At 69.3% G+C, this 12,873-nt stretch carries 6 protein-coding genes; 5 read left to right on the forward strand and 1 reads right to left on the reverse strand.

What is annotated here, in order from left to right; all coding sequences use genetic code 11:
* Both ACVNF4_RS23805 and ACVNF4_RS23810 read left to right on the forward strand, forming a co-directional pair.
* Positions 1 to 1,687 (forward strand): polymorphic toxin-type HINT domain-containing protein (locus ACVNF4_RS23805; RefSeq protein ID WP_461804913.1); only part of this gene is annotated, 1,687 nt, incomplete at its 5' end.
* Between the two features lie 304 nt (positions 1,688 to 1,991).
* Entirely contained in the window at positions 1,992 to 3,008 is a 1,017-nt protein-coding gene (locus tag ACVNF4_RS23810; RefSeq protein WP_461804914.1) for a hypothetical protein, read from the forward strand.
* A gap of 1,172 nt (positions 3,009 to 4,180) precedes the next feature.
* Here the strand turns inward: ACVNF4_RS23810 and ACVNF4_RS23815 are convergent.
* Positions 4,181 to 6,985, reverse strand: a complete 2,805-nt coding sequence (locus ACVNF4_RS23815) for a DNRLRE domain-containing protein (RefSeq protein WP_461804915.1) — start codon at positions 6,983 to 6,985, stop codon at positions 4,181 to 4,183.
* A gap of 327 nt (positions 6,986 to 7,312) precedes the next feature.
* On the opposite strand from ACVNF4_RS23815, the gene ACVNF4_RS23820 reads away from it, so the two are divergent.
* The 3 genes from ACVNF4_RS23820 to ACVNF4_RS23830 all read left to right on the forward strand — a co-directional run bounded on the left by ACVNF4_RS23820 (position 7,313) and on the right by ACVNF4_RS23830 (position 12,712).
* Positions 7,313 to 8,311, forward strand: a complete 999-nt coding sequence (locus tag ACVNF4_RS23820; protein WP_461804918.1) for a LacI family DNA-binding transcriptional regulator — start codon at positions 7,313 to 7,315, stop codon at positions 8,309 to 8,311.
* Positions 8,312 to 8,375: 64 nt separating this feature from the next.
* The gene (locus ACVNF4_RS23825; RefSeq protein WP_461804916.1) at positions 8,376 to 11,327 is read left to right on the forward strand and encodes a glycoside hydrolase family 2 TIM barrel-domain containing protein; all 2,952 of its coding nucleotides are present in this window, start codon (positions 8,376 to 8,378) and stop codon (positions 11,325 to 11,327) included.
* Positions 11,328 to 11,398: 71 nt separating this feature from the next.
* Positions 11,399 to 12,712 (forward strand): ABC transporter substrate-binding protein, encoded by a 1,314-nt coding sequence (locus ACVNF4_RS23830; protein ID WP_461804917.1) that lies wholly within the window; start codon positions 11,399 to 11,401, stop codon positions 12,710 to 12,712.
* Positions 12,713 to 12,873: the final 161 nt, after the last annotated feature.

Consider the following 12,873-nt stretch of genomic DNA (forward strand, 5'->3'; position numbering starts at 1 on the left):
CCTCGACGCCTCCGCCGCACGGACCGCCGCAGCCCAGGCCGAAACGGCGGCCAAGGAGGCCCGCGCCGCCGCCGACCGCGCGGACACCGCCGCGACCGAGGCGGAGGCGGCTGCGAAGGATGCGGACAAGTACGCCAAGGAGGCGCAGGCCGCAGCTGACTCCTCTGAACGGCATGGAGCGAACGAGCAGGTCAGGAGCGGTGCGGGAACTGGTCTCGGCGGCATCTTCTATATCGTCGACGAGAACGACGTCGAGGTCACCGACGCCAAGCAGGACAACCTCTGCGAGCTCCCGCCGGGCATCGGTACGAGCTGCACCGTCACCTTCACCTTCACGTTCGACGCGAAGGTCGACTACTACCTCTGCACCAATCCGAACGTCCCCGCCACCCAGTCCGGCTGCCCCACCGCCGACACCGTCTTCCTCGCCACCCAGCCCTACAAGGGCCTCGTCAAGAAGGTGACCCGCACCTTCAGCCAGTTCGACATCCTCAAGGGTCTCGTCCAGACCTACCTGAAGCTCGGCAAGGAGATCCTCGTCCAGGACTTCGTGGACTGCTGGCACGGCAGCGCGGGAAGTTGCGCCTGGGCGGCGTCCAACTTCATTCCGGGCAAGGTGTTCGGGAAGATCGCCGAAGGTATCCGCGCGCTGGACGCGGCGATGCACACGGGCGTCGGGGTGCGGGACGCGTTCAAGGCGCTGAAGGCGCTGGACGGCATCGACCCGGGGACGCTGGCCAAGATCGAGGTCAGCGTGAACGCCTACGAGGACGTCGTCACGACGTGCAAAATCAACAGCTTCCCGGGGGACACCCTGGTGCTGATGGCCGACGGGACTCGTAAGGTCATCCGCGATGTACGGGAGGGTGAGCTGGTCATGGCCGGCGACCCCAGCACCGGACGGTTGGTCGCAGAGCCCGTTACCGACACCTTCCGTCACGACACCGAACGGTTGGTGACCATAGGTCTGGCAGGCGGCAGCAGCTTGGACACCACGGCCGGGCACAAAATCCGCGCCGACGGCCGAGGCTGGGTTCTCGCTGCCGAACTGCGCCCAGGCGATCGGCTGCTCAGCCCGGACGGGACGTTCCGTGCCGTAACTGACGTCCGCGACCGGCGGGGTCTCGTCCCGCGTCAGGTGTACGACCTCACGGTTGAAAACCTGCATACGTTCTACGTGCGGTCCGAGGGAGCCGGAGCGACGGACGTCATGGTCCACAACTGCTTGAACCTGGGGGACGAGGACCTCAAGGCTCTGGAGAAATACAAGGATGAGATCCACACACTGAAGAAGCACGTGAAGCCGAACGACAGTGAGGCATTCACGATCGCCGCCGAAACTGGCAAACCGAATAGTGTATGGACGAGTCAGGAGATCGCCCAGCAGGCCATCGACCGTGTGGTAGGCGACTACTTCAGCAAACGGCTTCCGAACGGTCAGAAGGTCATCGACGAACAGAAATGGAAGAAGTTCCAGGACTGGGCGGCCAAAGCCAGGGACGGCGAGCAGTACCGGGATATCACTGGAAGGTGGGACGCCTACTCTTCGCTGGGGAAGCGGTACCTGCCGGACGGAAGGACGATCGAGGACGCCGGTAACGAGGTTGTGGTGATCCTGATGAAGGTCAAGGGGCACAACGGAAGAGGCTCGTACGGATTCGTCGTCAAAACTGCCTACCCGAGGTAGGGAAGACCTGTAGAGGATATGACTCATGCCACAAAGACCGGCGACATACGTCGAGTTGGGATACTCCGACGATTTCGGCCTCACTGGGCTGACTGAGCGGTTGTGCTCTCCGGGGCACCTTGCCGTCGACGTTCCTGCCGCTCTCGCGATCGCGGCGGATTCGGCGGATGGGTCCGGTGGGGAGGAGGCCGTAGAACTGGGGGAGGACGCTCGGCGCCTGCTGAGCGGTTCGGTGCCGGAAGAAGCCTTGCACGTGGTGTGGCTGGCGGCATCCGGTGGAGGTTTCGATCCGGCAGGGCACGGCATGAGTGTCCGTTCCTGGCTGGGAGAACTTTCGCGCCTGGCCACGGCCCGCCTCCGACAGAACAAACGCTCCTACGTTCCGCCGCCGGTCCGGCCGGTTCGGGACGAGGATCTGTGCCGGGAAGTGGTAGCCGAGATTCGCGGGTTGGTCACGGATTCGGCCGGTGTGCCTTTTCCGCCGAACCTCGCCTCGGGGCTGGAACAGGTGGTCGTGCTGGCCGACGCCGACGTCGGGTTCCGGCTGTTCCTGCGGGTTCTGAAGACACAGGCCGTGCGCGTTCCGAAGGAGCGCTACGACCGGCTTCTCCGGCTCGGTGAGCGGTTTGGGTGCCCGGTCGCGGTTGTTCGTGACGGCCTTGACGTCGAGTGGCCGCCCATCGACACGAGGTGCCGTGGTACGGCATGGGACTTCGGGTTGTCCGGGCTTGCGGGAAACGCACACCACGACTGGAGTCCCGACGGGGCCCGGAAAGAAGTACACCGGGTGGCCGACGGAGACGAGCCAGGGCAGGCACCAGGGACGGCGGCTGCCCTGCTGCTGGAGGACACGCTGCGACTGCTGCGTTCCCCGCTGTCCGACGACACGCTCACCACCCTGTGGGTCGCTGTCTCCGACGCGTCACTGCGGGTCGATGGGCGTGCCTGGCTTCGATTGGTGGCGGAGGTGTGTAAGGAGCGGCTGAGGAGGGTTGCTCCTGCATACGTTCCTATGGTTCCGGTGGCACGGACGGAGTGCACGGACAGGGTGGTGCGGGAGATTCGTGAGACTGCGCTCGGGGTGGGGGACAAGGCCGTCAGCCCGCACTGGCAGCCCCTTCCGGCTGTGAAGGTCATGGCCGCGTTGGAACAGGTCACCGTCCAGGTTGATCCGGACCTCGGCTTCCGGCTGTTTCTGCGGGTGCTGCGACCGGTGTCCGCACGGGTCACAGCGGAACAGTACGAGCGGTACCAGGCGATCGGTGAACAGTTCGGATACGGGAATTACCACGTAGACGAGGTCGAAGACCTCGTCCGGTAGACCGCGTGATGGGCCCGGCGGATTGGGTGGTTGTGTCCAAAGGGTCCCCTCTCAGCGCCTCCGGTGCCATCATGCGACGCATGGCTGACGGGGAATCAGGGGCTGGATCAGGTGTGCGGGTTCGGTTGGACGGGAGTCGGGGCGTTTGAGGCGTAGCTGGAGCGGGAGGAGTAGCTGGGGAGGTTGATGAGGGATGGGAGGCTGAGGATCAAGGAGCGCGCTCGGGGTGGGCGTGAATATATGGGGTTTGAGGTGGAGCCAGGGCTCCAGCTGCTCGAGGGCGGGCTGCGCTGTGAAAGCTGCACGCCGAGCACGGTCACTCCCGCAGTCCGGCCGCCGCCATCGCCGCCGACACCCGGCGTCGCCACAGCGGATCCGCGCCGGCAGGTGGAGCAGGACCAGCCGGGCATGGACGAGGTCGAACTCGCCGTCCGGCAACAGGTCGTGGACGATGGCGTGCCGCACCGGCCGTACGTGGGGCGGGTGTTCGCGGGAGGTGGCCCGGCGTGGTTCCAGCCCGGTGAGGGTGACGGCTCCCGTCGGCCCCACGCGCGTGCCGGGCCAGTGCCCCAACGAGCCGCTTCCGCCGCCGACTTCGAGACACTTCCAGCCCGGCTCGATCCCTGTCGGCTCCAACTTCCGCTGGGACACCGGGTCGCAGCAGGACTCCAGTGCGGCGAAACGCCCGTCGGACTGAGCGGCCGCACGCGAACTTCTGTTCCTCGGACGAAGAGGGCCAGGCGCCGAGCGTCGCCGCGCCGTCCAGTCGCAGGTTCGGGCCGTCCGCGATCCCGGCCCCGACAGGCCGGTGGCGGAGGCGAACGCTCGTGGAAATCGGTCGGAGCGATGCGTCTGCCGGGATGCAGGACGCGGGGTGCCTCGCGCAGGACCTGCACTCGGCCGGGGGAAGGTCGGCCGACGGGGGAGGGGCAGAGGTGGGTGCGGTCTGCTCCTCGTCGGCAGAGACGCCCCTCACCACCGAGTCCGTACGGCGGGCGACCCGAGCCGTCGAGGCACCAGCTCCCGGAAGCCCGGCGCCGATCCGCGTGAGACCAAGCTCCCGGCCCCGAGGTGCCACCAGGTCCCCGCACCCGACAGCCCGGCCCCCACCACGAAACCCACGGCATGCGGTGGCCGGCCCACCCCCGTGGGGACGGGCCGGCCTCGGGGAGCTACGGCGTCACGGTCAGCGCGGGCGTCATCTCGGCGGTCGCGTTGGTGAGTTTCCCGGCGCCGGTGGCGCCTTCGGAGCTGACGAAGCGCAGTTCGTGGGCGGTGCTCGTGTTGCCGACGGCGAGCAGGAGCGTGGACTGGCCGGCCGTGATGGCGTTCCGGACGAAGGACGTGATGTCGACGGTGATGTCGCGGCCGTCGACGGCGTTGCCCTGGTGGGTCCCGCCGCCCTCGGCGACGACGGTCGAACCCACGGGGAAGACGGCCGACTTGGCGACGGAGGAGTTCGTGGCCGTGAAGCTCGGCCGGTTCGGCCAGGTCATCGTGGCGACCGGGCAGGACGTGCCGCCACCGGTGCACGTGGTGTCGCTGACGGGCTGCACGAGTAGCTGGTCGGTGTCGGTCGACGGTACCGAGGCGGAGCGGTGGCCGACGTAGGTGAGGTGCAGGGTGGCCTGGCTCGGTGCCTGGGTGAAGCCGCTGAGGGGGAACTGGAGGTAGGTGAGCTTCCCGTCCCCGGATCCCGTGGTGTACTGCTCGCCCATCAGGCCGACCCCGGTGTTACGGGTGATGAGGGTCAGGTCGGCGGAGTTGTTCGTGCTCTGGTCGCCGGACCACGCACCCACCCACGTGTCGCCGTTGGAGACGGCGCCGGCTTTGACGTTCCGGGTCTGGCCGCCCGCGTCCGTGTAGGTGGTGGTCAGGTTGCCGACGCCGCTCGTCGTGAGCGAGAGTTGGCCGGTGTACTGGACGGGCCGGCCCGCGACGAAGAGGTTGTTCAGCGTCGCGTTCGTGACACCGGTGACACTGTTCGTGGTCTGCTTCGAGAACCACACGTTGTCGAGGTTGACGGTGGGGATGGCGGCCTTGGCGTACGTGTAGGTGTTGCCGGACCCGTCGGGGTTGGGGGCGTACCCCCAGTTGGCCTGCTGGTCGGCGGTGACGGTCTGGGTGCCTGCGCTGCCTCCGTTGACGCCGATCCCGCCCGACGTGAGCCGGGACGTGTCGATCGAGCTGTTCTTCACCACGACGCTCTGGATCCGCGGGTACGTGTCGTGGTTGTTCATCACGGTGATGCCGCCGACCGGGGCCGACACGGAGTTGAAGTTGTCGAACGTGTAGTTGGTGAGCTTGTAGCCGAGTGTCTGGTAGCCCAGCCGGATCGCGTTCCCGGCGCCGACGGTCCAGTTGAGGGTGTTGCTGACCGAGATGTTCTTCGAGTCGTCGTTGTCCCACTGGTTGGAGTTGAAGCCGAGCTGCTTCGCGACGGCGTCGTAGGCGCCGACCGCGTTGACGTAACCCTGGACGTCGGCGTTCGACGTGCCGAGCTTGAAGTCGCTCCACACGCCGGAGGCGAGCGGGGTGAACCCGTTGCTGGGGTTGTAGTGGCCGGACGCGAACGCGTCGTCGTTGCCGAGGGTGAAGACGCCGTTCGCGGTGATGTCCTGGCCGCTCGCGAAGTCCGTGCCGTCCACCCACGGCTGGGCGTAGGGGGTGAGGGCCTTGATGTTGTTGAACGTGACCCGCTTCGCGGTGTGGGTCTCGAAGTTCCACTGCTTGGCGTTGCGCTCGTAGGTGTCGTTGAAGGTGACGTCCGAGGAGTGCATGACCATGACGCCGCCCTGGTGCTGGCTGCGGTTGGCGTCGTGCAGGTCACCGCCGGCGTTGGACCGGTAGTTCGCCACACCGTTGGCGTCGAAGACACCGCGCCCGTCGATCTCGATGTCGTTCGAGCCGACGATGCCGATGGCCGGCTCGAACGCCTCCATGTACGCCTGGACCCGGTTGAGCAGCAGGGCCCCGTCGTCGGTGTAGATCTTCAGCTTGCCGCCCTTGAGCTTGCTGCCGTCCACCCCGTTGATCTGAAGGCCCGACCACAGGTAGGTGCCGTTCGGGAAGTAGAGGGTGTCGAGCCGTGTGGGGTCGGCCTCGATGGCCTGGAGCGCGGCCTGAAGGGCGAACGTCTGGTCGCCTGCGGCCATCACGCGCTGGTTCGGGTAGCGCACGTTGGAGGTGCTCGCGCTCACCAGGCTGCCGGCCGAGGTCTTCTGGCCGGCCGGGACGGCGGTGCCGTTGACGGTGCGTCCCGCCATGGAGCTGGTCGTCGCGGCCGGCGCGGTCTGGGCCGCGCTGTTCGGGTGCGCCGCGAGGTACTTGGCGGCGAACTGCTGGAAGTTGACGACGCCGGTCTGGGTGTTGACGCCGGAACCGTCCGCCGCGTCCGTGGTGTCCGGACGCTGCGACGGGTTTTCGAGCGGGTCGTTGACCACCGCCAGGTAGGGCTGTCCGGCGGCGTTGGTGGAGTCGCCGTTGACCATCACGATGGCCTCGTTCAACCCGGCGCTCGCCGACATCTGGAACGTCAGGGTGTGCTTGTCCGCGCTCACCGAAACGCTGCCGGCGGGGTAGTAGCGCGCCGGGTAGACGTTCACCGTGCTGATCGTCGTGGTGGGCAGCGTGACCGTGATCGTCGGTGTCCGGGAGTCCGACGCGAACCGCGCGATGTCGAAGTTGTGGCCGTTCTGGGTGTACTGCACGGCCGGTACGGACGTACCGGCGGCCTGCACCTGGTACTTGGTGGCCGCCACGTCGGGCGACGTCGTCGTGCCGCCCCCCACCCCCGTCGGCGCGTAGGTGTGGACCGTGACGGGGGTGGCGGCGTGTGCGGAGGCGGCGCCGGTGAGCAGGAGGCCCGCCGCCGTGAGGGCGGCGCCGGTGGTGGCCGCGATGACGCGGTTGACGCGCGAGGTGCCTCGCGCCGTGGTGCGGTGGGAGTCGGCTTCGTCGCCGGCCGGTCGGATCATGCTCGTCTCTTCTCAGGACTGGACCGTTCCAGGTCCGTTCGGGCACGCGCCGCCCGCCGGGGACGGCGGTGGACCAGGACGGCTCCACAGCGTTGACCGATCCATGTGATCGGTGTGGCGGGGATGTTAATGACGGGTTTCTTGAGACGTCAACGGTAAGGGCGCTTTTCATAGGTGTGAGCGCTGATGACCTGCGATGTTCAACGCCGCATCGATGTAACGGCTACATCACGGTCTCCGGTAGCCGCCTTGCTCATGTCCGGATTTCGGTCCTACAGTGACGCCACTTCGTGGATCGATAAAAGTTTGGGAGCGCTCGTGGTGACAATGGCGGAGGTGGCTGCTCGGGCGGGAGTCACCAAGCAGACCGTCTCCAACGTGGTGGCCGGCAAGAAGGTGCGGCCCGCGACCCTGGCGAAGGTCAACGCGGCGATCGCCGAACTCGGCTACAAGCCGAACCTGGTGGCACGCTCCCTGCGCACCGGCAGCACCTCGACCGTGGGACTCTTCGTGCCGTCGGTGGCCAATCCGTTCTACTCGGAGGTGGTCGAGGAGGTCGAGAACGTCCTGGTCGGCCACGGCTACAACCTGCTGCTGGCCACCACACGCGACGACCCCGACTACACCCGGGTCCACCTGGACAACCTCGCCGCGCGCTCGGTGGACGCACTGCTGGTCGCCGGGGACAAGGGCGTCGAGCAGCAGCTGTCCATGCTCACCGCCGTCGACTTCCCGGTCGCGCTGTTCGCCTGGGAGAGCGAACCGCCCACCACGCTCCCGGTCGTCTCCATCGACTACGAGCACGCCGGCTTCCTCGTCGGACGCCACCTGCGCGAGCTCGGCCACCGGAACGTCGCGGTGATCGCCGACCTCCCCTCCCACGCACCCCGCGTCAAAGGGCTGCGCCGCGCGTTCGCCGCCGACGGGCTGGCCATCGACGACCGCAAGGTGTTAACCCGTACCAGCGACGACGCGGCCGGCGGGTACGACGCGGCCTGCGCGGCCCTGCACACCGACCCGGAACTGACGGCACTCTTCGCCACCCACGACATCCTGGCCGTCGGCGCCATCGAGGCGGTGATCCGCTCCGGGCGACGCGTCCCCGAGGACGTCAGCGTCGTCGGCTTCGACGACATCGCGCAGGTCGGACGGATCGACCCGGCACTGACCACGGTCACCTTCCCGAAACGCGAGATGGCCCAGCAGGCCGTCGAACTGCTGCTGCGCGCCGTCGACTCCGGCCGGCCGCCGACCAACGCCCACCTGCTGCTGCGCCCCACCCTGACGGTCCGCGACAGCAGCGCTCCGCCCCGGCAGACCGGCTAGCGGCCGAGACCGCCCGCCGCACCGCCTCCCGTCACCTCGACGACCTCCGAGAGGACCCTCACCGATGAGCCACCCCGACGCCTACGTCGAAGACCGGTCACCGGGTACCGGACGGCTGCGCCCGCGCGCCGCGTTCGCCTCCGGCCTGCCCTCGGTCGCACTCGACGGCGACTGGAGATTCCGCCTGGCGTCAGGGCTGGACGACCTCACCGGTGACTTCGCCGAACCCGGCTTCGACGACGCCGGCTGGGACACGCTCGCCGTGCCGTCCAGCTGGCAGCTGGCCGGCCTGCCCGACGAGCCGCGCCACGGCGCCCCCGCCTACACCAACATCCTCTACCCGTTCCCGGTCGACCCGCCTCGGGTGCCCCGGCAGAACCCGACCGGCGAGTACCGGCGCGAGTTCGAGATACCGGACGGGTTCCCGGCGGCAGCCGCCGTGCTCCGCTTCGAGGGCGTCGACTCCGCGTTCGCGGTCTGGCTCAACGGCGTCCGGCTCGGCGACGGCAAGGGCAGCCGCCTGACGACCGAGTTCGACGTCGGTGCCGCCCTCAGGCCGGGCCGCAACGTGCTCGCCGTCCGCGTGCACCAGTGGTCGTCCGGCAGCTACCTGGAAGACCAGGACATGTGGTGGCTGTCCGGGATCTTCCGGTCGGTGTCCGTGGCGGCCCGCGGGGTCGAGGACTTCTTCGTCCACGCCGCCTACGACCACACCACGGGCCGCGGCACCCTGGCCGTCGACGTCACCGCCCCCACCCGGGTGTCGCTGTCGGTGCCCGAACTCGGCATCACCGCCGCCGACCCGGCCGGACCGCACGTCGTCGACGGCGTCGAACCCTGGTCGGACGAGCACCCCCGCCTGTACGCGGGGGAACTGGTCTCCGAGGCGGGGGAGCGGATCCCGCTGCGCATCGGCTTCCGCACCGTCGCGGTCGCCGACGGCGTCCTGACCGTCAACGGCCGGCCGGTCTCCCTGCGTGGCGTCAACCGCCACGAATGGCACCCGTCGACGGGCCGCACCCTCACCGAGGACACCATGCTGGCCGACGTGCTGCTCATGAAGCGGCACAACATCAACGCGGTCCGCACCAGCCACTACCCGCCCGACCACCGCTTCCTGGACCTGTGCGACACGTACGGACTGTGGGTGTTCTGCGAGGGCGACCTGGAGACGCACGGCTTCGAGCCCGGCGGCTGGCGGCGCAACCCCAGCGACGACCCCGCCTGGCGCGAGGCCTACCTCGACCGGACCGCGCGACTCGTCGAACGGGACAAGAACCACCCCTCGATCATCGTCTGGTCGCTCGGCAACGAGTCCGGCACCGGGACGAACCTCGCCGCCTCGGCCGCGTGGATCCGCGAGCGCGACGACAGCCGCCTGATCCACTACGAGGGCGACTGGGCGAGCTGCTCCTACGTCGACCTGTACTCCCGCATGTACATCGGCGTGGCGGAACTGGACGCCGTGGGACGCGGCCAGGAGTCCCCGACCGCCGACCCGGCCGACGACGCCCACCGCCGGTCCCTGCCGTTCGTGCTGTGCGAGTACGGACACGCCATGGGCAACGGCCCCGGCGGCCTCTCCGAGTACCAGCAGGTCATCGAGGCGCACCCGCGCCTGGCCGGCGGCTTCATCTGGGAGTGGATCGACCACGGCATCCCCCGGCGCACCGGAGGGGACGGCTCCCCGCTCTTCTACGCCTACGGCGGCGACTTCGGGGAGGAGATCCACGACGGCAACTTCGTGGCCGACGGGCTGCTGTTCCCCGACCGCACGCCGTCGCCGGGCCTGACCGAGTTCAAGAAGGTCATCGAGCCCGTCCGGATCGGCGTCGACGCGACGGCCCGGCGGATCACCGTGCACAACCTGCACCACGTCCGCGACAGCGCGTACCTCGCCTTCCGGTGGAGCGTCGAGGACGACGGCGAGCCGGCGGGCTCCGGCGCCCTGGCCGTGCCCGCGGTCGCACCGGGCGGCACGACCGTCCTCGCCTGGCCCGCCGACCTCACCGCCGCACTCGACGCGGCGCGCGGGAACGACTCCGGCCACGAGGTGTGGCTCACCGTCACCGCGGTCCTCGCCGGCGACGAGAGCTGGGCCGACGCCGGCCACGAGATCGCCTGGGGCCAGGCGCGGGCCGTCGAGTCCCGCCCGTCCGCTCCCTTCACTCCGGCGTCCGTCGCCGTCCACGACGGGTACCTCGCACTGGGTCCCGCGCGGTTCGACGTCCGTACCGGCGCGCTCCTCGGACTCGGCGCCCTGGAGATCGACGGCCCGAGGCTCGACGTCTGGCGTGCCCCGATCGACAACGATCTCCTCAACGCCTTCGGCGAACCCCAGATCCCCGCCTGGCTCGCCGCCGGACTGCACCGGATGCGCCACGACGTCCTGAGCGTCGAACCCGACGCCTCGGGACTCACGGTCACCGCCCGGCTCGCCGCCGCCGGATCCTCCTCCGGGCTCGACGTCGTCTACCGCTGGACGGCCGCGGCCGGACCGGACGCGAACCGGGTCCGGCTGGAGACGACCGTCACCCCCGACGGTGCCTGGACCGTACCGCTGCCCCGCCTGGGCGTCACGATGTCGCTGCCCGGCACCGACGCCGAGGTCGAGTGGTTCGGCCCCGGCCCCGGCGAGGCGTACCGCGACTCACGGGCCGCCGCCCGCGTCGGCCGGTACCGGTCGGCCGTCTCGGCCATGCAGACCCCGTACCTCCGCCCCCAGGAGAACGGCAACCGCCACCACGTCCGCCACGCCCGGCTCACAGGTCCGGATGGCACCCTGCTCATCACCGGCGACCCGGTCATCGACCTGACCGTGCGCCCCTGGAGCACCGAAGCCCTCACCGCCGCGACCCACCAGCACGACCTGGTGCCCGGCGGCCGGCTCCATCTGCACCTGGACCAGGCGCACCACGGCCTCGGCAGCACGGCCTGCGGACCGGGCCCCTCGGCGGCCTCCGTCCTGGCAGCGGTCCCGGCCACGTTCGCCGTCGAGTTCAGCACCAGCTGGTAGTGGGGCCCCACCACCCGCCCACCAGCACTCCAGCAAGGCCCCACCTCACCGTCACCCAAAGGTTCACGCACATGAACAGCACCACCTCACGCACCCGCGGAATCCTGGCGTTCGCCACCGTCGCCGTCCTCGCCGCCGGCGCCACCGCCTGCGGCGGCTCCTCCGGCGACTCGGCCGGCGAGTCGGCCCACAGCGGCCCGGTGAGCATGGAGTTCTGGGGCTGGGCCCCCGGCTACGACAAGATCGTCGACCAGTGGAACGCCGCCCACCCGAAGACCAAGGTCACCTACAAGCAGATCCCGTCGGGCGGCAAGGGCGGCTACACCCAGATCAGCAGCGCGATCACCGCGGGCAAGGGCCCGTGCCTCGCCCAGATCGAGTACGGCACCATCCCGTCGATGCTCGTGAAGAACACGATCATGGACATCACCCAGTACGCGGGCGCCGACATGGCCAAGTTCGTCCCGTCGACCGTCTCCGCGTCCAGCATCGACGGCAAGGTCTACGGCATCCCCGTCGACGTCGGCCCGATGGTCCTGTTCTACCGCAAGGACCTGTTCACCAAGTACGGCATCACCAAGCCCCCGGCCACCTGGGACGAGTACCGGGCCGACGCCGAGAAGGTCGCGGCCGCCGACCGGAGCGTGAAGTTCGGCACCAGCCCCATGGACGGCAACGACCTCGCGGCCTTCAGCCTCCAGACCGGCCAGTCCTGGTACGCCACCAAGGGGGACAGCTGGACCGTCTCCATAGCCAACCCCGGCACGAAGAAGGTCGCCGCCTACTGGCAGGGCCTGAAGGACAAGGGCCTCGTGATGGCCAACGGCAACGCCTGGGACCCGCAGTTCGACAAGGCCGCCGAAGCCGGCAAGGTGGTGACCTTCGTCAACGCGGCCTGGGCCGCCGGCGGCCTCAAGAGCGACCTCAAGGACCAGGCCGGCAAGTGGGCCGTCGCCCCCATGCCGACCTGGGGGGCCGGCGACAGCAAGACCGCCAGCAACGGCGGCTCGGCCACCTCGGTGATGACCGGCTGCAAGACCCCCCGTGAGGCCGAGCAGTTCGCCGCGTTCCTGTCCACCGACACCAAGGCCGTGAACACCGCCATCACCGTCGGCGGCCTCTACCCCGCCTCGAAGGCCGGGCAGGACGACCCGTCGCTCGCCGTCGGCGACCCGTACTTCGGCGGCCAGAAGGTCAGCGACCTGTACAAGGACTCCGCCGCGCGCATCCCCACCACCTGGACCAACGGCCCGACCTACCAGCAGGTCGAGACGGACTTCACCACCGCCATGGGCCAGGGCACCATCCCCGGCGCCGTCGACAAGGTCCAGACGTCGACCGTCGCCGCGATCAAGCAGCTCGGCCTGTCGGTCACCGGAGGCTGAGGCGGCGCGACTCCAGCCGCCCCGCACGGTTCCCGTGGCCGCCCGGCCCCCGGCGGCCACGGGAACCACCCCCTGACGACGAACCGCCCAGCGAGGATTCCATGAGCAGTATCAGCAAGGCCCGGACCGCGGCGCCGCCGCAGCCGGCGACCGCGGCCCCC

The sequence above is a fragment of the Streptomyces sp. S6 genome, assembly GCF_054880855.1.